This is a genomic window from Stenotrophomonas sp. FSL W7-1447 (genome assembly GCF_037966425.1).
Taxonomy (GTDB): domain Bacteria; phylum Pseudomonadota; class Gammaproteobacteria; order Xanthomonadales; family Xanthomonadaceae; genus Stenotrophomonas; species Stenotrophomonas pavanii.
Window position 1 is genome coordinate 2626867 of sequence record NZ_CP150199.1, and the last position, 21926, is coordinate 2648792.

Below are 21926 nucleotides of genomic sequence, written 5' to 3' on the forward strand. Positions count from 1 at the left end.
CCGCAGCGTCAACACGCCACCGTGAACCCCACCGTGGTCAGCCCGTTGCGGCTGGCCACGAACACATCGCCACCATGCAGCACGGCGATGGCCTTGACGATCGACAGGCCCAGGCCGTGGTGGCGTTCGCCCCGGTACTCGCGGGCCTGGTCAACCCGGTAGAAACGCTCGAACAACAGCGGCAGGTGCTCGGCGGCGATGCCATCGCCTTCGTTCAACACCGCAATGCGCGCGCCCTTGCCTTCGGCCTGCAGCTGTACCCGCACCGCGGTACCGGGCCGCGCATGCTGCACGGCGTTGTGCAGCAGGTTGGTCAGGGCACGCCGGAACAGCGATGGATCGATGCTGGCGGTCGCATCACCTTCGATGCGGAGGGTCAGCCCGGCTTCCTCGAACAGGAATTCAAGGAAGTCCCCGGCGGCGGCCACTTCGTCGGCCAGCGCCACCGGCCGGGTCTCCATCGCGATGTCGCCCTGCCCGGCCCGCGACAGGAACAGCATGTCGTTGACGATGGCGCGCAGCCGCTCCAGCTCTTCCAGGTTGGACTGCATCACGTCCTGCAGCTGCGCGTTGTCGCGCGGCCGTGACAGGGCCACCTGGGTCTGCCCCATCAGGTTGGCCAGCGGCGTGCGCAGCTCATGCGCCACGTCTGCGTTGAACGCATCCAGCCGCGTGTAGGCGGCCTCGAGGCGATCCAGTGCACCGTTGAAGGCATGCGTCAGGTGCCCCAGCTCTGCCGGCAGCGCCTGTGTGCCGAGCCGCTGTGACAACCGCTGCGGGCTGAGCGAGCGCGCCTCGTCCGAAAGCGCGCGCAACGGGGCCAGTCCCAGGCGCGCGATCCAGTAGCCGAGGCCGGCCACCAGCAGCACGCCCAGCCCGCCGGCAACCCACAGCGCCACGGCGAAGCGCTGCAAGGCATGCGTGTACGGTTCGGAGTCGATACCGATCCACAGGTCCACCGCCGGCCGCACGCCCTTGCCGGGCACGCGCTCATACAGCGTACGCAGCGGATGCTGGCCCTCGCGCTGCAACGTGCCCATGCCGCTGTCGTGGCCATTGGGTGGCTGCACCTGTGGGCGCTCACCACCGATGCGGAAGGTCGGGTCGTCACTCCAGGCCCAGACCAGCGTGTCGCGGTCGCCGGAAATCAGGTTGCCGACCTTGTCGCGCACCTTGCTCCAGCGTTCGCGGGTATCGCACATCGCCACACTGCCGCTGACCGCGTGCAGCTTGGTCTGCAGCTCGGCGTGCTGGTAACGCACCACCTGCCGTTCCAGCACGCCATACACGCCGATGCCCAGCAGGGCGAATACCAGCAGCGCGGCCAGCGCGAACATCGCCGACAGGCGCTGGGCGATCGACCACCTCATCGACCATCACCCTCGTCATCGCGCACTTCCAGCACGTAGCCCATGCCGCGCACCGTATGCAGCAGCTTGCTGGGGTACGGGCCGTCAAGCTTGCTGCGCAGGCGCTTGATCGCCACTTCCACCACGTTGGTGTTGCTGTCGAAATTGATGTCCCAGACCTGCGCGGCGATCACCGTCTTGGACAGGATCTGCCCGCGCCGCTGCGCAAGCAGGGCCAGCAGCGCGAATTCCTTGCCGGTCAGGTCCAGTCGCGCACCGTCACGATAGGCGCGGCGCGCCAGCAGGTTGACCTGCAGGTCGCCCACCTGAAGTTCGGTCGGCTCCTGCTGGCGGCCGCGCCGGACCAGCGCCTGCAGGCGCGCCAGCAGTTCGATGAACGAGAACGGCTTGACCAGGTAGTCGTCGGCACCCTGCCCCAGCCCGTGCACGCGGTCATCCACGCGGTCGCGCGCGGTCAGCATGATCACCGGGGTCTGCTTGCTGCGGCGCAGTTCGCGCAGCACGTTGAAGCCGTCCATGCCGGGCAGCATCACGTCCAGCACGATCACGTCGTAGTCGAACTCGCGGGCAAGGTGCAGGCCGGTCACGCCGTCGGCGGCCAGGTCGACCGCCCAGCCCTGCTCGCCCAGGCCGGTGCGCAGGTAGTGGGCGGTCTTGCTCTCATCCTCGACGATCAGCAGTTTCATCCGGGCTCCGTCAGCGCGGCACCGGCGGCCGCCCTGCGTTCGCGTCGGCGCTGCAGGAACAGCCGGTCCAGGGCCAGGTAGATCACCGGGGTACTGTACAGGGTCAGCAACTGGCTGATCAGCAGGCCACCCACCACCGCCACACCCAGCGGCTGGCGCAGCTCCGAGCCGGTGCCGAAGCCGATCATCAGCGGAATGGCACCCAGCAGCGCCGCCAACGTCGTCATCATGATCGGGCGGAAGCGGGTCAGGCAGGCCTCGTGGATGGCCTGCAGCGGGGTCAACCCGCGGTTGCGCTGGGCATCCAGCGCGAAGTCGACCATCAGGATGCCGTTCTTCTTGACGATGCCGATCAGCAGCACGATGCCGATCAGCGCCATGATCGAGAAATCCAGCCCCCACAGCCACAGCATCAGCACGGCACCGATACCGGCCGACGGCAGCGTGGACAGGATGGTGAGCGGGTGCACGAAGCTCTCGTACAGCACGCCGAGGATGATGTAGACGGCCAGCAGCGCGGCCAGAATGAGCAACGGCTGGCTGGCCAGCGATTCCTGGAACGCCTGTGCGGTGCCCTGGAAGCGCCCGTTGATGCTGTCGGGCATGCCGATCTGCGCCTGTGCCTGCTCGACCAGGGTAACCGCCTCACCCAGCGAGACGCCCGGCGCCAGGTTGAACGACAGGTTCACCGCCGGCAGCATGCCGTTGTGGCTGATCGACAGCGGCCCGTTGCCCGGCGGCTGCACCTGGGCCACCGCCGACAGCGGCACCATCTGCCCGGTCAGCGGCGAACGCAGGTGGAAGTAGGACAGCGCATCGACCTGGCCAAGCAGGCCGGGCGCGATCTCCAGAATCACCCGGTACTGGTTGGTCTCGGTCTGGAACTCGTTGATCTGGCGCTGGCCGAACGCATCGTAGAGCACTTGGTCGATATCGTTGGCGGTCAAGCCGAAGCGCGCCGCAGCGGTGCGATCGATCTGCAACCGGGTAACGCTGGCGCCGACCTGCTGATCGTTGGACACGTCACGCAGCTGCGGCAGACCGCGCAGGTGTTCGGTCAGCTGCTCGGCCCAGCGTGACAGCTCGCGGCTATCCTGGCCGCGCAGTGCGTACTGGTACTGCGTGCGCGCCGGCCCCGCGCCCAGGTTGATGTCCTGCGCGGCCCGCATGTACACGGTGATGCCCGGCACGCTGGCCATCTTCGCGCGCAGCCGGTCGATGAAGCCATGCACGTCCACGTCGCGGTCGCCGCGGTCCTTCAGGATGAACCAGAAGCGGCCATTGGAGAGGGTCTGGCTGCCACCGGTGGCACCCACCGCATGGTTGTAGGCCTGCAACGCAGGATCCTCGGCGGCGATCTTCGCCAGCTGCTGGTGCTTGGCCGCCATCTCCTCGAAGCCGATGTCCTGTGCCGCTTCGGTGGTGGCGAACACGAAGGCGGTGTCCTGCAGCGGGAAGAAGCCCTTCGGGATCATCACGTACGAGGCCACCGCTACCGCCACCGTCGCGCCGAAGCCGAGCAGGACCAGCCGCTGGTGGCCCAACGCCCACTGCAGGCTGCGGTCGTAGCCGGCCAACAGGCGCCCGGCCAGCGTGTCCTGGCCGTCGCGATGGGCCGGCATGCGCTTCATCAGGTGCGCAGCCATCATCGGCGCCAGCGTCAGCGAGGCCACGATGGAGATCAGGATCGCGACCGTGATGGTCATCGCGAACTCCGCGAACAGGCGCCCGACCACGCCGCCCATGAACAGCAGCGGGATGAACGCCGCGATCAGCGACAGGCTGATCGACACCACGGTGAAGCCGATCTCCTCGGCACCCTTCAGTGCCGCTTCCACGGGCCCCAAACCGGCCTCGCGATGGCGGTGGATGTTCTCCACCACCACGATGGCGTCGTCCACCACGAAGCCGACCGCTACCACCAGTGCGACCAGGGTGAGGTTGTTGAGGCTGAAGCCGGCCACATACATTGCGGCGAACGTGGCGACCAGCGCTACGACCAGCACCGCACCGACGATGAGCGTGGCCGAGAGCTGGCGCAGGAACAGCCCCATCACCAGCACCACCAGGACGATGGTCAGCACCAGGGTGACCTCCACCTCGTGCAGCGACGCGCGGATGGTGCGCGTGCGGTCGTTGAGCACTTCCACATCGACGCTGGCCGGCAGGTTGGCGCGCAGCTCCGGCAAGGCGGCCAGCACCGCATCGGTGGTGCGAACGATATTCGCGCCCGGCTGCCGGCTGATGATCAGGCCCACGCCCGGCTGCCCGTTCGGCCACGCCTGCACATAGGCGTTCTCGGCACCGTCGACCACTTGCGCGACATCGCCCAGCGTGACCGGCGAACCCTGCCGGTAGGCGACCACCAGCTGGCGGTAGTCCTGGGCATCGAACAGCTGGTCGTTGGCCTCGAAGGTGGACGTGCGCTGTTCGCCCATCAGCGCGCCCTTGGCCTGGTTGAGGCTGGCGTTCTGGGCCACGCCGCGCAGGTCGGACAGGGTCATGCCCATCGATGCCAGCCGCTCCGGCTGGGCCTGGATGCGGATGGCCGGGCGCTGCTGGCCGACGATATTGACCTCGGACACGCCACTGATCTGGCTGATCGAACGCGCCAAGCGGCTCTCGGCCAGGTCGCTCAGCTCGGTCATCGACATCTGTGCCGAGACCACGCTGAGCACCAGGATCGGGCTGTCGGCCGGGTTGACCTTGCGCCAGGTCGGCAGGTTCGGCAGGTCGCCGGGCAGGCGCCCGGCCGCCGCATTGATTGCCGCCTGTACTTCCTGTGCGGCGGTATCGATGTTCTTTTCCAGATCGAACTGCAGCGTGATCGAGGTGCTGCCGAGCGCGCTGGTGGAGGTCATCTCGATGATGCCGGGCACGCCGGTCAGCTGCGTTTCCAGTGGCGTAGCCACCGCCGACGCCATGGTCTCGGCGCTGGCGCCGGGCAGGCTGGCATTGACGCGGATGGTCGGGAATTCCGCTTCAGGCAGAGGTGCCACCGGCAACCGTGGCAACGCGGCCACGCCGAGCAGTATCACCGCCAGCGTCAGCAGCGTGGTGGCCACCGGATGCCGGACGAACCAGCTGGACAGCGAAACGCGGGTGCTCATGGTGCGGCCCCGGCCCTGGCAACCGGTGCGCCGGCTTCAGTGACGACCACACCCGGGCGCAGGCGCGACTGGCCATCGCGAACGATCACATCACCCACCCGCAGCTCGCCCTGTATGGCCACCTGCCCGTTCTCGGCTTCACCAACGGTGACCGGTAGCACCTCGACGCTCCCATCCCCCACTACGCGGTAGACGAAGCTGCCCTCGACACCGCGCTGGATTGCCGCAGCGTCCACCACCAGTGCGTCCGTGGTCTGGCCGATGCGTATCCGCACGCTGACCAGCTGCCCGGGCCACAGCCGGTCGTCGGCATTGGCGAAGCGGGCACGCAACCGCACCGTGCCGGAGGTCTCGTCGATCTGATTGTCGATCACCTGCAGGGTGCCTTCGGCGAGGCGCTGGCCACCATCGCGGTCCAGCGCCTGCACCGCCACGTCGCCGGCAGCCAGTGCCTGCCGCAGCTGCGGCAACGCGTCCTGCGGCAGCGCGAACACCACCGAGATCGGATCTGTCTGCTGCACCGTCACCAGTCCCTGCGTATCGGTGGCACGCACCAGGTTGCCGGGGTCCACCTGGCGCAGGCCGATGCGGCCATCCATCGGCGCCAGGATACGGGTGTACGACAGCTGCACCTGTGCGGCATCCACCGCCGACTGATTGCCACGCCCGGTGGCCTGCAGCTGCTGTACCGTGGCCGCCTGCTGCTCCAGCATCTGCCGCGAAACCAGCTGGTCGGTAGACAGGTGCTGCAGCCGCGCCAGGTCCGAGCGCGCGGCATCCAGCGTGGCACGGTCGCGAACCACCGCAGCCTGTGCGCCACCCAGGTCGGCACGGATCGCGCGATCATCGATACGGGCCAGCAACTGGCCCTTGCGCACCTTCTGGCCTTCCTCGAACAGCACCTCGGTCAGAACGCCATCGACCTGCGGCCGCAGCACGGCGCTCTGCAACGACTGCACCGTGCCTACGCCGCTGCGCCAATGCGCCACGTCGCGCTGCTCGACACGGCCGGTCACCACCGGTACCGGCGGCGGCGCATTGGCCGGTTGCGCGTCGCTGCGCGGCACACCCTGGAACAGCATCACCAGCGACAACACCACCAGCAGCAACACGCCCAGGACAAGGTGGCGGCGACGCATTCGTGCGGACAGGAAGGGAATTCGCATGACAGGGATCCATACCGGTGCCGGCGCGGGGGCTGCGCGGGCCTGATGCCATCCTCCCGGCTGGCCTCCGGCGCCTTGCTGTCGCCTGCCTGACAATTTCGTCAGGTGCGGCCGGTGCACGCATGGGGCGTGCGGGTGAACGGTGGCCCACCGCCATCTGGCGACCCGCTCGGTTCTTCGCAGCTCGCTTACAGATCCGGGCCGAATATCCGGCCGTGGCCATCCACACCCGTGGCCGCGTCCCCACTTCTGGAGCCTGTCATGACCGGCATTCGCTACGTTCCTGCTGTCCTCGTCATCACCATCGGCCTGCTGTTGGGCGCCTGTTCCAAGACCCAGGAGGCAAGCAAGGCCACCGCCGCCGAGGACGTCACCGAAGTGAAGCTGATACCGCCGTATGAGTCGCTGGACAAGGACAAGGACGGCATTGTCACCCTGGCGGAAGTCGATGCAGTGGCTCCGGACTGGGCCGAACGCTTGCACGCCTGCGATACCGACCGTGACAAGACGTTGACCCGTGGCGAGTACGACGTGTGCAAGCAGACCAGCGGCGCACATTGACCCACCACTGGATCCTTGATCGGCACCGCATGTGCCCGGCTATACCAAGGTATAGCCGGGCTAACCCACGGGCCTCTAGGCCTGCCCCATTCAGGGGCGGACAATAGCGCCACTGGCCAGGGCAACCCTGGCTGGCACCCTCCCCTCATGGAGACGCAGATGGACCCCGACCCTGCCGGGCGTGCCGCGCCCCGGATGACCGCTTGTTGCCTGTTCCTGGCGCCTGCCCGCCGGTCCCTGCCTGCCTGAGTGACGGGGGACCGCCAGGCGCCGCCTGCCTGGAGATCGCCCCCATGTCCTACAAGATCCTCTACATCACCCTGCGCCGCCTGATCGGTGAGCGCGATGTCGCCGGCCTGCGCAGCCAACTGCTGCAGCACGGCCCGGTCATGTTCGCCCGGTCGCTGTCGCTGGGTTCACCCCGCGTGGTGGCCGACGCGCTGTCGCTGCTGCCGATCAGCGAGCGCATCAATGTGCTTCGCCACCTGCCCTATCCCCTGCGCGATGCAATGAAACCGCTATGCATCGGCGGCAGCCAGCGCCTGCACATGCAGCCGTGGTCGCCGGCGGTGCTGGCGATGCGCCACGCCTGATCTGCCTCACCCATTCCGTTCGTGTTCCGGCTGCGGCCGGCTCTGACATTCAAGGAGCGTCCCATGAGCCTGCTCAACGCCTGGTTCAACGCCTTCCTGCGCAGCCGCCGCGCAGGCAACCTGTTCCGCCGCCGTGCGATGCCCGAGGCCGGGTTCGGCCCGGGCAGCGCCGAGGCGGCGCCGTTCGCGCTCACCACCGGCCTGGTCACCCTTGCCCAGCAGGAGGAAGCCGAACTGCTGGCCACGCTGGGCTCGCATGCCGATGGCCTCAGCCCGCATGAAGCCGAGGAGCGGCTGGCCACGCTCGGCCCCAACGAGGTGGATCACGAAAAGCCGCTGCCGTGGTGGCGCCACCTGTGGCAGTGCTACCGCAATCCGTTCAACCTGCTGCTGACCGTGCTGGCGGCGGTGTCCTGGCTGACCGAGGACATCAAGGCCACCGTGGTGATCGGCGCGATGGTGCTGCTGTCCACGCTGATCCGCTTCGTCCAGGAGGGTCGTTCGAACCGGGCCGCCGAGCGGCTGAAGGCCCTGGTCGGCAACACCGCACGCGTGCTGCGCCGCAATCCCGGCACCGAGGCTGCGGATGTGGCCGACCAGTATTTCGGCGCGCACCTGCACAGCCGTCGCCCGGCACGCCTGCTGGACCTGCCGATCCGCGAGCTGGTGCCCGGCGACCACATCGTGCTGTCGGCCGGCGACATGATTCCGGCCGATTGCCGCGTGCTGACCGCCAAGGACCTGTTCGTCGCGCAGGCCGCGATGACCGGCGAATCGCTGCCGGTGGAAAAGTTCGCGCACCCCGGCGATGGCCTGGCTGGCCTGCTGGAACAGCACAACCTGCTGTTCATGGGCACCAACGTGGTGTCAGGCACCGCCACCGCCGTGGTGCTGGCCACCGGCAACCGCACCTACTTCGGCACGCTGGCCCAGCGCAGCACCGCCACCGACCGTGCGCCGACCGCGTTCCAGGCCGGCGTCAACAGTGTCAGCTGGCTGCTGATCCGCTTCGCGCTGGTGATGGTGCCGTTCGTGCTGCTGATCAACGGCTGGACCAAGGGCGACTGGACCGAGGCGTTCCTGTTCGCGCTGTCAGTGGCGGTGGGCCTGACGCCGGAAATGCTGCCGATGATCGTCACCTCCACCCTGGCCAAGGGCGCGGTGCTGCTGTCGCGGCGCAAGGTGATCGTCAAGCGCCTGGATGCGATCCAGAACTTCGGCGCCATGGAAGTGCTGTGCACCGACAAGACCGGCACGCTCACCCAGGACAGGATCGCGCTGGAGCGCCACACCGATGTGTTCGGCCACGATTCGGAAGACGTGCTGAAGTTCGCCTATCTCAACAGCCACTTCCAGACCGGCCTGATCAACCTGCTGGACCGTGCGGTGCTGGAGCACGTGGAGCTGCAGAGCTCGCTGCGGCTGTCGCAGGACTACCACAAGGTGGACGAGATCCCGTTCGACTTCGAGCGCCGCCGCATGTCGGTGGTGGTATCCGAACGCGAGGACCACCATGAGCTGATCTGCAAGGGCGCGGTGGAAGAGATGCTGGCGGTATGCAGCACCGTGCGCGAGAACGGCCAGGACATGCCACTGGACGAGCGTCGCCTGGCGCGGGTGCGGCAGACCACCGAGGAGCTGAACGAACAGGGCCTGCGCGTGGTGGCGGTGGCGATGAAGGAGACCGCAGCCCACCAGACGGTGTACACGCAGGCTGACGAGTGTGGACTGACCCTGGTCGGCTACGTGGCGTTCCTGGACCCGCCGAAGGAATCGGCCGCACAGGCGCTGCAGGCGCTGGCCGCGCATGGCGTGGAAGTGAAGGTATTCACCGGCGACAACGAGCTGGTGACCGCCCGTGTCTGCGCTCAGGTGGGACTGGACGCGGACACCATCCTGACCGGCCCGCAGATCGAGCGCATGGACGACGGCGCGCTGTCGCGGGCGCTGCACCACCATCGCGTGTTTGCCCGGCTGACGCCGCTGCACAAGGAGCGGCTGGTGCGCGAGCTGCGCGCGCAGGGCAAGGTGGTCGGCTTCCTCGGCGACGGCATCAACGATGCGCCGGCGCTGCGCGCAGCCGATATCGGCATCAGCGTGGACAGCGCGGTGGACATCGCCAAGGAGGCGGCCGACATCATCCTGCTGGAGAAGAACCTGATGGTGCTGGAGGAAGGCGTCATCCAGGGCCGGCGCACGTTCAACAACATGCTGAAGTACATCCGCATGACCGCCAGCTCCAACTTCGGCAACGTGTTCTCGGTGCTGGTGGCCTCGGCCTTCCTGCCGTTCCTGCCCATGCTGCCGCTGCAGCTGCTGGTGCAGAACCTGCTGTACGACATCTCGCAGATCGCCATCCCGTTCGACAACGTTGACGAGGAACTGGTGCGCAGGCCGCTGAAGTGGAACCCGGCGGACATCGGCCGCTTCATGGTGTTCTTCGGGCCGATCAGCTCGCTCTTCGACCTGACCTGCTTCGCACTGATGTGGTACGTGTTCGACGCACGCACGCCGGCCGACCAGGGCCTGTTCCAGTCCGGCTGGTTCGTGGTCGGCCTGCTGACCCAGACCCTGATCGTGCACATGATCCGCACGCCCAAGGTGCCGTTCCTGCAGAGCATTGCCGCGCCGCCCCTGCTGCTGATGACCGGCCTGATCATGGCCATCGGCGTGTTCCTGCCGATGAGCCCGCTGGCCGGCTACTTCAAGCTGCAGGCGCTGCCCGCCGGCTATTGGCCGTTCCTGGTCGCGATCCTGGTCGGCTATGCGGTGCTGACCACTGCGCTGAAGAAGTTCTACATCCGTCGTTACGGCTGGCAGTAGGCGCCCGCCGGCCTCGTCCAGGGAGAAATGGATGCTCGACATCAACCCGAACCTGCCGGCGTTCAACGCCGGCGCAACCCTCAGCTCGCTGATCAGCCTGTCGGTGGCGTTCGTGCTGGGCACGGCCATCGGCCTGGAGCGGCAGCTGCGCCAGCGCACCGCCGGCCTGCGTACCAATACACTGGTGGCAGTGGGTGCAGCGGTGTTCGTCGACCTGGCGGTGCGCTTCCATGACCTGTACGGCGGCCCGCCGTCGCCACTGCATGTGGTCGCCTATGTGATCTCCGGCGTTGGCTTCCTAGGTGCCGGCGCAATCATGAAGGAGGGCGCGCAGGTGTCCGGCCTGAACACCGCGGCCACGCTGTGGGGATCGGCGGCAGTGGGCGCGTGTGCCGGCATCAAGCTGCTGCCCGAAGCGGTGCTGGCCGCAGTGTTCGTGCTGGCTGCCAACACCCTGCTGCGGCCGGTGGTGAACCGCATCCAGCGGCAGCCGCTGCCGGAAGCGTTCAGCGAGGCCACGTATGCGATCAACGTGGTCTGCCAGCGCGAGCAGCAGGCCGAGGTGCTGGACCGGCTGTTGCTGCTGCTGGAGCAGGCGCAGTACCCGGTGCGCGCGGTGGACCAGCGCCCATTCGGCGACCGTGACGTGGAAATCGAAGCCGTGTTGTACGCGACCGCGGTCGATGCCGGAGAGCTGGATGCGGTTCTTGCCACGCTGGCAACCACGCCCGGCGTGCTGCAGGGGTTCTGGAACGCCAGCCTGGAAGAGTAGTGCCGGCCGCTGGCCGGCAACCTCATGATCCCGGACGCACCGTGCATCGCCTCGGCACGCCCACCGCTGCGGTAGTGCCGGCCGCTGGCCGGCAACCTCACGATCCCGGACGCACCGTGCATCGCCTCGGCACGCCCACCGCAGCGGTAGTGCCGGCCGCTGGCCGGCAACCCCATGATCCCGGACGCACCGTGCATCGCCTCGGCGCGCCCACCGCTGCGGTAGTGCCGGCCGCTGGCCGGCAACCTCACGATCCCGGACGCACAGTGCATCGCCTCGGCGCGCCCACCGCTGCGGTAGTGCCGGCCGCTGGCTGGCAACCTCATGAGCTCCGGCAACACCGTGCAGTTGTACCAGCGGCCGGCACTACCGGTCGGCATCTACCGAGGGCGGCTTTGCTATCCTTTCACCCCACGCCAGGGAGCCGTCCCGATGCCATCGCTGTCGCCCCGCCGCCCGCTGGTGCTGCTGGCCCTGATCGTCGTGATGGCCGCGATCTTCCTGATCGACACCGTCACCGATTACGCGGTTGCCGCCGCCTGCTTCTACGCGGCGGTCATCCTCGCGGCGTCGCGCGTGCTGGCCGCCCGCGGCCTGATCACGCTGGCCATCGCCTGCATCGCGCTGACCGGACTGAGTTTCTTCCTGACCCGCTTCGGCACCTACCGCATCGGCCTGGTCAACTCGGTGATCGGCATGCTGGTGATCGGCATCACCACCTACCTCGCGCTGAACATGGAAGCGGCCAAGGCCGCCGTGCAGGAGGCGCAGGGCCGCCTGTTGCGGGTGGCGCGCGCGTCCACCGTGGGCGAACTGACCACCTCCATCGCGCATGAAGTGAACCAGCCGCTGGCGGCCATCGCCAGCAGCGCCGAGGCCTGCCAGCGCTGGCTCGCGCAGGACCCACCGAACGTGGACAAGGCGCGGCAGACCGTGGCCCGCATCCTCGCCGACGCGCATCGCGCCGGTGACGTGATCGCCCGCATCCGCGGCCTGACCCAGGGCGCGGCACCGGAACGACGCGCCTTCGACCTGAACCAGGCCGTGGAGGAAATGCTGGCGCTGTCGCGCAGCGAACTGGACCGGCATGGCGTGCCTGTAGCCCTGCTGCTGGACCCCGACCTGCCACCGGTGCATGCCGACCGCGTGCAGGTGCAGCAGGTGGTCGGCAACCTCATCCTCAATGCGGTGGACGCGATGGAGGCGGTGCCTGCCGCCGATCGCCGCCTGTCCCTGCTGACCCGGCGTGATGGCCAACGGGTCAGCCTCAGCGTGCGCGATCGTGGCGTCGGCCTGCCCGCCGAGCATCCCGAGCGCGTCTTCGACGCGTTCTGGACCACCAAGTCACACGGGTTGGGGCTGGGCCTCAGCCTGAGCCGCTCGATGATCGAGGCCAACGACGGCCAGATCCGTGCCGAACGCCCGGCAGGCGGCGGTGCCTGCTTCGTCTTCGACCTGCCGGTCGCCACGGATGTCCACCATGCGTAAGCCCACGGCCCCGGCCATCGATCCAGCACCCATCGTCTATGTGGTCGACGACGATCCCTCTGTACGCGCGGCGCTGGAAGACCTGCTGGCCTCGATGGGCCTGCAGGTGCGGGCGTTCGCGTCCACCCAGGCCTTCCTCGAACACGACCTGGAAGACGCGCCGGCGTGCCTCGTGCTGGATGTGCGGATGCCCGGGCAGAGCGGCCTCGAATTCCATCGCACGATGGGCAGCCATGGCCTGCAGTTGCCCGTGGTGTTCATCACCGGCCACGGCGACATCGCGATGGGTGTCAACGCGATCAAGGACGGCGCCATCGAGTTCCTGACCAAGCCCTTCCGTGACCAGGAACTGCTCGATGCCATCCACAAGGGCATCGAGATCGACCGCCAGCGCCGCCGCGAAGGCGACGTGCTGGGCGCGCTGCAGCAGCGCTGGGATTCACTGAACGCTGGCGAGCGCGAGGTGGTCGATGGCGTGGTGCGCGGCCGGCTCAACAAGCAGATCGCCGGTGACCTCGGGGTCAGCGAGATCACGGTGAAGGTCCGCCGTGCGCAGGTGATGCGCAAGATGGGCGCACGCACCCTGGTCGACCTGGTGCGCATGTACGACCGCCTGCAGGCCGGTTCCGGCTGAGCGCCGCCCCACCTACTGCGGATCGGGCAGCGAATACAGCAGCCGGTACGCGTGGCGGCCCTCGCTGATGGTGATCTCCAGCGTGCCGGCCAGGCCCAGCAGGCCATCACTGCCGGAATCGGGCACGACCACCACCCTCAGCTCCGGCGTGCCGCGGGTCATCAGCCCGGTGTGCTGCAGGGTGAAGCCGCCCTGGCGCCCGGCCAGCGTGGCCGTCACCCGTTCCATTGCCACATAGCCGGCCGAGCCCTGCACCGGCGTGCGGACGGCCAGCATCTGGCCGACGCTGCTGCCCTGCAGGTCGCCGGTGAAGGTCTTGTCGATCGACATCACCGCGATCGGGCCGTCGTTGCCACCGACCGGTCGCAGATCCACTTCAAACGTACCGTGTGCTTCACCCTGCATCCCGCGCTCCTGTCTGATCAGTCGGATTCCGCTACTTCTTCGTCGCCAGCACGATCACCCCGGCCACCACCAGCCCGATGCCGCTCCACTCCCGCAGGCTGGGCCGCTCGCCCAGCAACAGGTAGGCCAGCACGATCACCAGCACCACGCTGAACTTGTCCACCACCGCTACCTTGGCCAGCTCGCCGCTCTGCAGCGCGCGGAAGTAGAACAGCCACGAGGCGCCGGTGGCCAGCGCCGACAGCACCAGGAACAGCTGGGTGCGCCCGGGCAGCAGCAGCGGGTTGGACCATTTGCCGGTGAGCACCACCAGCGGCAGGATCACCGCCGCCACCACCATGGTGCGGATGGCCATCGCCAGGTCCGAGTCGACGCCCTTGACGCCAACCTTGGCAAACAGCGCGGTCAGCGCTGCGAACACGGCGGACAGTCCAGCCCAGAGCAACCATTGCGGTAGGTTCTGCACGAAGCCCTCGCTTGCCTGCTCGGCGGGTGTGCCAACGCTACTCCACCCTGCCATCGGTGGGGCTTCACCCGCCCATCACCGCCGCTACAATGGGCCAGGAATCGCCATGGGGCGATCTGCAGGGATTGCACCGTGCTTGAACAGGACACCCTCCTCGCCCAGAGCGGGCCCGCTGCCCGCGAGCGGGCCGGCCGGCCGTGCAGCGCGCGGCTTGCGCTCAACTTCCCCTTCGATTCGCAGCACCCTGCCCGTTCCGCGCGGCAGTTTTCCCATCGTTTGCCCTGAACGGAGCCGTCGAAATGCCCGAGAACACTCTCCTTGCCACGCCGGCTGCTTCGGCACCGATCAAGTACCTCGACCGCGCCATGGCCACGCTGCGGAGCCTCGGCTTGGCCGCTCCCCAGGACAACAACGCACCGGCCATCGCGCTGGTCTCGCAGTTGTCGAGCCTCGACCAGGGCCGGGTGGTGGCCATTGCCCGCGTGCTGCAGCAGTCCGGTCATTTCAACGCCGTGATGCGTGACGAAATCAGCTCGGCCAAGGTGTCCGACCGCTACACCGAGATCATCCGCGCCTTCGACAGCATCCGCGATGATGCCAGCGCCATGGTCGAACAGGTGCGCGACGGCAGGATCGACATGGGCGAGCGCCTGCAGAACCTGTGGATGAAGGTGACCCGCGGCGACATCCCGAGCCGGTTCGAGAAGATCCGCCGCACCTTCCTGGAGGTCAGCCGCGATTCGGCCGAACAGCTGCAGCGCGAATCGCGCGTGCTGGAGATGTACGGCGACTTCCGCCTGTCGATCAAGGATGCGGAAATCCAGGCGCATGAACTGTTGAAGCTGCAGGAGCAGGCGCTGGCCGATGCGCGCGAAGCGTTGAAGCAGGCGCAGCAGCGCGTGGAGTCGGCCGACCCGGGCGCCGATGCTGCCGACACCGGCCGCCTGGTCATGGCCCGCGATGAGGCCCTGCGCACCCAGCAGGCCGAAGAGTCGCGCTACCAGCTGGCCAAGGACCTGGCCGAGAACCTGCAGGTGAACTACGCCACGTCCGAGGCGATCATGCTGCGCGTGCACCAGTCGCACGAGGTCAAGCGCCGCGTCAACGAGCGCTCGGTGGTGTTCTTCTCCACCAATGAAACCAGCTTCACCGCCTTGAACCTGGCCTTCACTACGCAGATGGGCCTGCACGAGTCCACCCAGGCGCTCAACGCGATGACCGAGGGCACCTCCAAGGGCCTGGAAGCGGTGGCCAACATCGGCGACGACGTCCTGCACGAGGGCCTGAAGGCCGGCTATGGCGCCACCATCGGCGTCGATTCGGTGCGCAAGCTGGTCGATGCAGTGGTGCGCTTCCAGGAAACCTCGCTGCAGGAGATCGAGCAGCTGCGCAACCAGGCCACCCGCGATTCGGCCGAGATCGCCGAGTATGTCGAGCAGGGCAAGCAGCGTTTCGCTGCCCTGCTGCAGGCGCCGCCGAGCCCGGAGCCGCGCTGAAGTGAGTGCGACGATGGCCCCTGCGGAGCTGCAGGATGCACTGCTGACCATGGATGTGGTCGACCAGCTGCGTTACCGCAATGCCGAAATGAAGGCGCTGGCCGACAGCGGCCATGACAAGGCGGCCTTGAAGCGGCGCCTGCTTGAGCTGTACCGCTCGCAGGGGATCGAGGTCTCCGACGAGATCCTCGAGGCCGGCATCCAGGCCCAGCGTGAGCAGCGCTATCTCTACACTGCGCCGCGTGGCTGGAAGGCGTGGCTGGCGCGGCGCTGGATCGACCGCGCGCGCCTGCTGAAGTGGGCACTGGCCGTGGCCCTGGCGCTGCTGGTGCTGGTGGCGCTGCTGGTGATGGCACGCAGCTTCGGCGCGTTCGTGCATGACATCAACGTGCAGAACAACGTGCAGGCGCTGAACGACAAGGTCGCCGCACAGCAACAGGAGGCTGTTGCAGCGCGCACCCTGCTGGCCGCGCAGGAACAGGCCCTGCAAGGCCTGCTGCCACGTGCCAGCGCCAGCGGCGACCGCCTGCAGCCGCTGACCGAAAGTGCGCAGGCCGCGCTGGCCGAAGCACAGCGTCACTTCGCCGGCCTCCCGGCCGCAATGGCGGCACTGCCGACCCTTGTGCGCAAGGACAAGCTCACCCGGCTCAGCAGCGGTGGCAGCGCCACCGGCGAGCGCGCGGCCGCGCAGGTGGAGCAGCAGCGGCTGGCTGCGGCGCAACGGCTCGCCAACGCCCGGGACACCCTGCCCGCGCTGACCGAGCGGGTGAACATCCTCGTCCAGGCCGTGGAGGCCAGCGAGCTGCTGGACACCACCAACACCGCCGCAAAGGCAGCACGCCTCACGCCGGATGCAGAGCAGGTGCGCGCACGCGCCTACACCGGCGGTGATGTCGCGCTGCGCGCAGGCGACATGGCCGCGGCCGGCCAGGCGGTGTCGACCCTGAAGGACCTCATCAGCAGCGCCGACACGCTGGCCGCGCTCAACGATCGGCTGGCCCGGCTCAAGGCCGACGGCCTGGCCACCGGCGTCGCCGGCGAAGACCGCAAGCGCTTCGAGCGAGCGCTGGACCAGGCCGCGCGCCTGATCCGGGTCGAGACGCTGGCCGAGGCCGGTCCGGCCCTGGACGAGGTCAGCCAGCTGGTGGGGCTGCTGTCACAGACCCTGGTCTACCGCATCGTCAACCGTGACGACGAACGTACCGGTGTCTGGCGCTACAACGAAAAGGCCAACGGTGGCCGCAACTACTATCTGGTGGCCGAAGCGCTGGACGAAGCCGGCAACGCTGCCGAACTGCCGATCCGCAACGAGGAAACCGGCAAGGAGGAACGGGTCTCGGTGTTCGCCGTGCGCGTTCCCCAGGCTACCTATAACCGGGTCGCCGCCGACAAGCAGGACAACGGCATCATCGAGGACGACCTGATCGGCAGCAAGCCACGCGGCAGCCTGTCGCCGCGTTTCCGCATGCCCACGACCGGCGGCTACATCACCGAATGGTGATGGACAAGGAACCGACATGAGAGATTTGAACGACGCGATCGCCGAAGTCGCGGCCGATATCCGCCAGGTCCAGGCATCGCTGGCCGAGCGTGGCGATGCGTGCCGGAAACTGATCAAGGAACAGGAGGCGCTGCACGGCCAGGTCCGCGAGGACTTCAATGCCCTGGCCCGGCTGCACGCCCAGGCGGCCATTGATTCGTCGCCGGCGATGGCCAGGGACCTGCTGCAGCAGTCCAGCGCCGACCTGCAGCGCCGTGACCGCAAAGCAGCGATGCTGGCCGACGAACTACAGGCGCTGCTGGACATCGAACAGTCGTTGCAGCAGCGCTCGCAGGCGGCCGTGGCCGCACGCGACGCCGCCGGGGGGCAGTTGCAGGCACTGCAGGACCAGGTGGATGCTGCGCTGGAAGCGGACCCCGCCTACCGGGCCCTGCAGGACGAACTGCAGCTGGCACAGGCGCGGGCCGAGACCGTCGAGCGCATGGCCGCCTCTGCACAGGCGGAGCATGATGCCAAGGCCGGCGCCTATCAGGCCGACCCGGTCTTCATGTACCTGCACCAGCGCGGCTTCGGCAGCACGGCCTACCGCAGCTGGCCACTGGTGCGCACAGTCGATGGCTGGCTGGCCGAGCTGTGCGGCTTCGAGCGCGCCCGCCGCGAGTACGCCACGCTGGTCGAACTCCCGCCGTACCTGCAGGCGCATGCCGGACAGGCCCGCGACGCGAGCGAAACTGCCCGCCAGCCAGTGCAGCAGGCCCGTGACGCCGCGCTTGCCCAGGCCGGGGGCGAGCCGCTGAGGCAGCAGCTGCAGACCGCACAGGGCGCCGTTGCACAGGCACTGCTGAACGAGCAGTTGCATCGGCAGGCCGTGGACGCCAAGCAGGCACAGATCGATGGCTTCCGCAGCTGGACCGACGCGGAGGGCAGTGCCCTGCTCACCGCGCTGGCACGCACGCTGTCGGCCACCGGCATGAACGAACTGTACCGGCGCGTCGCCGCCACGGCGTCCGGCGAAGACGATGCGGTGCTTGAGCGCATCCAAGGCACTCGCCAGCGCTTGGGCGAGATCGATGGCCTGGTGGCAGAGCACACCCGCGAAATGGCCGTACTGAAGAAGCGCCTGGACAACCTGCAGGCGACGCGCAGGAGCTACCAGGCGGCAGCAGACGCCGAACGCCAGGCCTACCAGGCCCCGACCTACCGCAGGGCCACCGCTACCGCAGTTTCGGCGTCCTTCTTCAGTACGACCCGCAGCGGCAGCAGCAGCAGCGCTTCCTCGGGCGGCCTGTTCAACTGGGCATCGAGCAGCTCCAGCAGTTTCGATTCCAGCTCCAGTTCGAGTTCCCGCTCCAGCGCCCGTTCCGACAGTGGCGATGGCTTCAGCAGTGGCGGTGGCATCAGCGGTGACGGGGATTTCAGGACCGGCGGCGGCTTCTAGCCCGGCCGTTGCCGGGCGCGCCCGGCCAGGCGCGTGTCCAGCAGGCCCACACCCAGCAGCACCAGGCTGGTCAGCCAGCCGGCGGCGAGCAGGTGCGTCCAGGGCAGTGCCAGTCCCAGCGCCAGCAGCACCAGCGCACCCAGCAGGTGCGAGCGCGGCGCGCGGCCGTAGACCACGCGCTTGTAGAGGGCACTGCCCAGCAGGTAGAGCAGCGGACCGGCCACCATCATGGCGGCGTACCTCCAGGTCGTGCCTGCCCCAGGGTGGTCCATGACCAGGTCGTTGCCCACCGCGGTGGCGATGATGCCGGCGATCAGCAGCGCGTGTACGTAGTGGAAGTTGGCCCCCATCCGGCCGGGGTCGTCGGACCGGGTGATCGCGGCGGTGGCATCGCGACTGGAGATGCCGAAGTACAGCCACCACATCGCCAGTGTTCCGGCGAAGGTCGCCAGCACCGCCGACACCACCTCCAGACTCCAGTGTTCGACCTCGCTGAGCACCCCGCCGGTGGCCAGCAACGTCTCGCCCAGGGCGACGATGACGAACAGCTGGCAGCGTTCGGCCAGGTGGCCGCCCTCGATGGTCCATTCACGGGTGTGCGATCGCCCCAGGCCCGGGAACGCGAAGCCGAACATCGGCGAGATGTATTCGCAGGCCACCGCCAGCGCCCACAGTGCCAGCCGCAGATTGCCCTCGGCGGCCGCGCCAGCCAGCCAGAAACACGCCGACACGCTGACCCAGGCCAGCATGCGACGGAAGTTGGCTGCCAATGGGTGCCCGCGGCCTACCTCCAGCAGTACGAAGCTGGTGCGTCCCACCTGCATCGTGGCGTATGCCCCGGCGAACACCCAGGCGCGATCGGCGAACGCCTCGGGAATGGAGGAGGACATCAGCAACGCCAGCAGCATGGTGGCAAACAGCAGGCCACGGATGCGCGGCGCCTCCGGATCGAACCAGTTGCTGACCCAGCACGCATACTGCCACCCCAGCCACACCGCGAACCACAGCACCAGCGTCTGCAGCACGCCGGCCAGGTCCAGGTGGTGCAGCAGATGGTGGCTGAGCTGGGTGACCGCGAACACGTAGACCAGATCGAAGAACAGTTCTTCATAGGTGACGCGGGCATGGTGGCCGTCGCGGTGGCGCAGCGCAGGCAGTCGCAGTTGAGAACTCATGGCGGTCCTTCAGCGCGCCAGGCGCCAGTACAGGAGGGCGGCCAGCAACGCCGGCACGGTGAAGACCAGCAACAGGATCGGCAGCTCTTCTCGCAGGGCATAGCCTGCCTTGCTGACGCCCACCCACAGGTTGGCCACCGTGACCAGCAGCCACGTGGCGATGAACGCCAGCAGCGCGGTCGGCAGCTGCGATGTGCCGACGCTCCACAGCCTGCCAAACAGCGCGAATACGCCCAGCAACAGTACGCCGCCCAGCATCACCATAAGCACATGCATGGTCCACCTCCTCGAGCCTGTGGGCAGGCTAGCTGCGGCCGATTCTGCGCTCCAGCCCGTAGAGATGGATTCACAATCCAGGGCGGGCGAACAATGCTGCGCAGGCCGCGGCGGACCTTATCGCAGCCATGAATTATTCGCGAAACGGCCGGCGCGACGCGCATGCTAGCTTCAACGGCCTCTCCCCAGACACTTTTCCGCCATGCGCCTCTGCCTGACTCCCCTCGCCCTGGCTGCCACGCTCGTCTTTGATGTCGCCGCCGCCGACGCACCGCTGCCGCAGCTCCGGGCCTACACCGTCGACGCTTCGTGGCTGCAGCCGATGGCACCGCTGCAGATTGCCGACCACACCTGGCAGATCGGCACCGAGGACCTGACCGCACTGCTGGTGCAGACCACCGAGGGCGCAGTGCTATTGGATGGCGGCATGCCGCAGATGGCCGGTCACCTGCTGGACAACATGAAGGCACGCGGGGTGGCACCACAGGATCTACGGCTGATCCTGCTCAGCCATGCGCATGCCGACCATGCCGGGCCGGTGGCGGAACTGAAGCGCCGCACCGGTGCCACGGTGGTCGCGAACGCCGAAACGGCCGTGCTGCTTGCGCGCGGCGGCAGCAACGACCTGCACTTCGGTGATGACATCACCTACCCGCCGGCCAGTGCCGACCGCATCATCATGGATGGTGAAAGGGTGACGGTAGGCGGCATGGCATTCACCGCGCACTTCATGCCTGGGCACACCCCCGGCAGCACCGCCTGGACCTGGACCGATAGCCGCGATGGCAAGCCCGTGCGCATCGCCTACGCCGACAGCCTGAGTGCGCCGGGCTACCAGCTGCAGCACAACGCACGCTATCCCCGACTGGTCGAGGACTACCGGCGCAGCTTCACGACGGTGCGCGGCCTGCCCTGCGACCTGCTGCTGACCCCGCATCCGGGCGCCAGCCGCTGGAACTATGCCGCCGGTGCCGAGGCCGGGGCCAACGTCCTGACCTGCAAGGCCTACGCGGATGCGGCCGAGAAGGCGTTCGACGCGCAGTTGGCCAAGGAAGCGGCCGGGGCCCGCTGATGCTGCAGATCCTGTAGCGCCGAGCCTACGCTCGGCTCCACACAAGACGCGTCGAAAGGTGCCGGTCAGGACGACCGGCACCCGCCGTCCATCAGCCGCCCTGCCCGTGCTGGGCAAACGGCTCGGTTGTGCCATCGGTGCGCACCAGTTCGACCGTGTACGGCTGGACGTAGCCATCGGGCATTTCCATACCCGGCGAGCCGGCCGGCATGCCGGGCAGCACCAGCCCGCGCGCCGCCGGTCGTTCGGCCAGCAGGCGCTTGATGTCCTCGGCCGGGATGTGGCCCTCCACCACGTAGCCGCCGATCTCGGCGGTATGACAGGAGGCCTTGCCCACCGGCACGCCCAGGCGGACCTTGACCGGGTTCATGTCGTCGGTGTCTCGGACATCCACCTGGAAGCCGGCCGACTTCAGGTGGTCGACCCAGATGCCGCAGCAACCGCAGCTGGCGGTCTTGTGCACGATGGCCAGCGGCAAGGCCGGATCGACCTTGTCCAGGCTGGCCGGACTCGGAGTCGGTGCCTCGCTGGCGACCGCTGCCGCGGAGGATTCTTCGGCGGCACGCGCGCAGGCGGTCGTGGCCAACACAGTGCCCAGCAGCAGGCCGAGGGAGAGCGTACGGTTCATTGAGTGATTCCTTTGCAGAGGCGGGCAACGCGGCCCGCCGCCCACGCATCGAAGGCGCAGGCAGAGTCGAGAAAAAGTCGAACAGTCATGGCAGGCGCGTGAGGCCTGCAGGAATTCACGCGATGGGGGGACGCAACGGATCCGGCGTCAATGGCGACGCGCGTTGCGGGCTACTGGCCGGAACAGGCGCCTCGCGCCAGGGCGAGGCGGGCGTTCCGTTCAACGCTGCCAGCATGCCTAAACACGCTGCCGGGCATTCGCACTCG

General features: G+C 68.1%; 19 protein-coding genes. 10 read left to right on the plus strand and 9 right to left on the minus strand.

Annotated features, from left to right (window positions below):
• Positions 1 to 8 precede the first annotated feature (8 nt).
• The 4 genes from NSQ78_RS12405 to NSQ78_RS12420 are packed head-to-tail and all read right to left on the minus strand — an operon-like array spanning position 9 to position 6332.
• On the minus strand, positions 9 to 1370 hold the full coding sequence (locus NSQ78_RS12405; protein WP_064238632.1) for a heavy metal sensor histidine kinase: 1362 nt from the start codon (positions 1368 to 1370) through the stop codon (positions 9 to 11).
• Positions 1367 to 2056 carry a heavy metal response regulator transcription factor gene (locus NSQ78_RS12410; protein ID WP_005413570.1) on the minus strand — a complete coding sequence of 230 codons (690 nt, stop codon included), beginning with the start codon at positions 2054 to 2056 and terminating at the stop codon, positions 1367 to 1369. The genes NSQ78_RS12405 and NSQ78_RS12410 overlap by 4 nt, the downstream gene beginning before the upstream one ends.
• Positions 2053 to 5166 carry a multidrug efflux RND transporter permease subunit gene (locus NSQ78_RS12415; RefSeq protein WP_064238633.1) on the minus strand — a complete coding sequence of 1038 codons (3114 nt, stop codon included), beginning with the start codon at positions 5164 to 5166 and terminating at the stop codon, positions 2053 to 2055. The genes NSQ78_RS12410 and NSQ78_RS12415 overlap by 4 nt, the downstream gene beginning before the upstream one ends.
• Positions 5163 to 6332 carry an efflux RND transporter periplasmic adaptor subunit gene (locus NSQ78_RS12420; RefSeq protein WP_064238634.1) on the minus strand — a complete coding sequence of 390 codons (1170 nt, stop codon included), beginning with the start codon at positions 6330 to 6332 and terminating at the stop codon, positions 5163 to 5165. The genes NSQ78_RS12415 and NSQ78_RS12420 overlap by 4 nt, the downstream gene beginning before the upstream one ends.
• Before the next feature lie 261 nt (positions 6333 to 6593).
• Between NSQ78_RS12420 and NSQ78_RS12425 the strand changes: the two genes are divergently transcribed.
• From NSQ78_RS12425 to NSQ78_RS12450, 6 genes are all read left to right on the plus strand, one after another.
• Positions 6594 to 6893 carry a hypothetical protein gene (locus tag NSQ78_RS12425; RefSeq protein ID WP_046430842.1) on the plus strand — a complete coding sequence of 100 codons (300 nt, stop codon included), beginning with the start codon at positions 6594 to 6596 and terminating at the stop codon, positions 6891 to 6893.
• A 293-nt stretch (positions 6894 to 7186) separates the two neighbouring features.
• On the plus strand, positions 7187 to 7486 hold the full coding sequence (locus NSQ78_RS12430) for a hypothetical protein (protein ID WP_049467132.1): 300 nt from the start codon (positions 7187 to 7189) through the stop codon (positions 7484 to 7486).
• A 63-nt stretch (positions 7487 to 7549) separates the two neighbouring features.
• A complete protein-coding gene (gene mgtA / locus NSQ78_RS12435; protein ID WP_064238635.1) occupies positions 7550 to 10309 on the plus strand; it encodes a magnesium-translocating P-type ATPase in 2760 nt (919 codons plus the stop codon).
• Positions 10310 to 10340: 31 nt separating this feature from the next.
• A complete protein-coding gene (locus NSQ78_RS12440; protein WP_064238636.1) occupies positions 10341 to 11081 on the plus strand; it encodes an MgtC/SapB family protein in 741 nt (246 codons plus the stop codon).
• Between the two features lie 432 nt (positions 11082 to 11513).
• Positions 11514 to 12569, plus strand: coding sequence for an ATP-binding protein (locus tag NSQ78_RS12445; protein ID WP_064238637.1), 1056 nt, complete (start codon positions 11514 to 11516; stop codon positions 12567 to 12569).
• Positions 12562 to 13203 (plus strand): response regulator transcription factor, encoded by a 642-nt coding sequence (locus tag NSQ78_RS12450; protein ID WP_053506352.1) that lies wholly within the window; start codon positions 12562 to 12564, stop codon positions 13201 to 13203. Before NSQ78_RS12445 ends, NSQ78_RS12450 begins: the two co-directional genes overlap by 8 nt.
• A 12-nt stretch (positions 13204 to 13215) precedes the next feature.
• Here the strand turns inward: NSQ78_RS12450 and NSQ78_RS12455 are convergent, their stop codons facing one another.
• A complete protein-coding gene (locus NSQ78_RS12455) occupies positions 13216 to 13608 on the minus strand; it encodes a DUF3224 domain-containing protein (protein WP_064238638.1) in 393 nt (130 codons plus the stop codon).
• A 31-nt stretch (positions 13609 to 13639) separates the two neighbouring features.
• A complete protein-coding gene (locus NSQ78_RS12460) occupies positions 13640 to 14128 on the minus strand; it encodes an EamA family transporter (RefSeq protein ID WP_194434252.1) in 489 nt (162 codons plus the stop codon).
• Positions 14129 to 14373: 245 nt separating this feature from the next.
• Here NSQ78_RS12460 and NSQ78_RS12465 point away from each other — a divergent pair, with 245 nt between their 5' ends.
• The 3 genes from NSQ78_RS12465 to NSQ78_RS12475 are packed head-to-tail and all read left to right on the plus strand — an operon-like array spanning position 14374 to position 18509.
• On the plus strand, positions 14374 to 15570 hold the full coding sequence (locus NSQ78_RS12465) for a hypothetical protein (RefSeq protein ID WP_064238640.1): 1197 nt from the start codon (positions 14374 to 14376) through the stop codon (positions 15568 to 15570).
• Positions 15571 to 15583: 13 nt separating this feature from the next.
• Positions 15584 to 17071 carry a DUF6384 family protein gene (locus NSQ78_RS12470; RefSeq protein ID WP_064238641.1) on the plus strand — a complete coding sequence of 496 codons (1488 nt, stop codon included), beginning with the start codon at positions 15584 to 15586 and terminating at the stop codon, positions 17069 to 17071.
• 16 nt (positions 17072 to 17087) lie between these two features.
• The gene (locus NSQ78_RS12475; protein WP_064238642.1) at positions 17088 to 18509 is read left to right on the plus strand and encodes a hypothetical protein; all 1422 of its coding nucleotides are present in this window, start codon (positions 17088 to 17090) and stop codon (positions 18507 to 18509) included.
• Here the strand turns inward: NSQ78_RS12475 and NSQ78_RS12480 are convergent.
• Entirely contained in the window at positions 18506 to 19684 is a 1179-nt protein-coding gene (locus NSQ78_RS12480) for a low temperature requirement protein A (RefSeq protein WP_064238643.1), read from the minus strand. The two genes, NSQ78_RS12475 and NSQ78_RS12480, sit on opposite strands and share 4 nt — an antisense overlap.
• A 9-nt stretch (positions 19685 to 19693) precedes the next feature.
• Complete coding sequence (locus tag NSQ78_RS12485; protein ID WP_057493392.1) at positions 19694 to 19960, minus strand: hypothetical protein; 267 nt, start codon at positions 19958 to 19960, stop codon at positions 19694 to 19696.
• A 202-nt stretch (positions 19961 to 20162) separates the two neighbouring features.
• On the opposite strand from NSQ78_RS12485, the gene blaL1 reads away from it, so the two are divergent.
• Positions 20163 to 21032, plus strand: a complete 870-nt coding sequence (gene blaL1 / locus NSQ78_RS12490) for a L1 family subclass B3 metallo-beta-lactamase (RefSeq protein ID WP_064238644.1) — start codon at positions 20163 to 20165, stop codon at positions 21030 to 21032.
• 91 nt (positions 21033 to 21123) lie between these two features.
• On the opposite strand, the gene NSQ78_RS12495 is transcribed toward blaL1, so the two are convergent.
• Entirely contained in the window at positions 21124 to 21660 is a 537-nt protein-coding gene (locus NSQ78_RS12495; RefSeq protein WP_080473137.1) for a DUF411 domain-containing protein, read from the minus strand.
• Positions 21661 to 21926: the final 266 nt, after the last annotated feature.

Bases quoted from the DNA above. Each gene is read 5' to 3' on its own strand.
- NSQ78_RS12405 (WP_064238632.1), bottom strand. From the start codon at position 1,370: ATGAGGTGGTCGATCGCCCAGCGCCTGTCGGCGATGTTCGCGCTGGCC.
- NSQ78_RS12410 (WP_005413570.1), bottom strand. From the start codon at position 2,056: ATGAAACTGCTGATCGTCGAGGATGAGAGCAAGACCGCCCACTACCTG.
- NSQ78_RS12415 (WP_064238633.1), bottom strand. From the start codon at position 5,166: ATGAGCACCCGCGTTTCGCTGTCCAGCTGGTTCGTCCGGCATCCGGTG.
- NSQ78_RS12420 (WP_064238634.1), bottom strand. From the start codon at position 6,332: ATGCGAATTCCCTTCCTGTCCGCACGAATGCGTCGCCGCCACCTTGTC.
- NSQ78_RS12425 (WP_046430842.1), top strand. From the start codon at position 6,594: ATGACCGGCATTCGCTACGTTCCTGCTGTCCTCGTCATCACCATCGGC.
- NSQ78_RS12430 (WP_049467132.1), top strand. From the start codon at position 7,187: ATGTCCTACAAGATCCTCTACATCACCCTGCGCCGCCTGATCGGTGAG.
- mgtA (WP_064238635.1), top strand. From the start codon at position 7,550: ATGAGCCTGCTCAACGCCTGGTTCAACGCCTTCCTGCGCAGCCGCCGC.
- NSQ78_RS12440 (WP_064238636.1), top strand. From the start codon at position 10,341: ATGCTCGACATCAACCCGAACCTGCCGGCGTTCAACGCCGGCGCAACC.
- NSQ78_RS12445 (WP_064238637.1), top strand. From the start codon at position 11,514: ATGCCATCGCTGTCGCCCCGCCGCCCGCTGGTGCTGCTGGCCCTGATC.
- NSQ78_RS12450 (WP_053506352.1), top strand. From the start codon at position 12,562: ATGCGTAAGCCCACGGCCCCGGCCATCGATCCAGCACCCATCGTCTAT.
- NSQ78_RS12455 (WP_064238638.1), bottom strand. From the start codon at position 13,608: ATGCAGGGTGAAGCACACGGTACGTTTGAAGTGGATCTGCGACCGGTC.
- NSQ78_RS12460 (WP_194434252.1), bottom strand. From the start codon at position 14,128: ATGGCAGGGTGGAGTAGCGTTGGCACACCCGCCGAGCAGGCAAGCGAG.
- NSQ78_RS12465 (WP_064238640.1), top strand. From the start codon at position 14,374: ATGCCCGAGAACACTCTCCTTGCCACGCCGGCTGCTTCGGCACCGATC.
- NSQ78_RS12470 (WP_064238641.1), top strand. From the start codon at position 15,584: ATGGCCCCTGCGGAGCTGCAGGATGCACTGCTGACCATGGATGTGGTC.
- NSQ78_RS12475 (WP_064238642.1), top strand. From the start codon at position 17,088: ATGAGAGATTTGAACGACGCGATCGCCGAAGTCGCGGCCGATATCCGC.
- NSQ78_RS12480 (WP_064238643.1), bottom strand. From the start codon at position 19,684: ATGAGTTCTCAACTGCGACTGCCTGCGCTGCGCCACCGCGACGGCCAC.
- NSQ78_RS12485 (WP_057493392.1), bottom strand. From the start codon at position 19,960: ATGCATGTGCTTATGGTGATGCTGGGCGGCGTACTGTTGCTGGGCGTA.
- blaL1 (WP_064238644.1), top strand. From the start codon at position 20,163: ATGCGCCTCTGCCTGACTCCCCTCGCCCTGGCTGCCACGCTCGTCTTT.
- NSQ78_RS12495 (WP_080473137.1), bottom strand. From the start codon at position 21,660: ATGAACCGTACGCTCTCCCTCGGCCTGCTGCTGGGCACTGTGTTGGCC.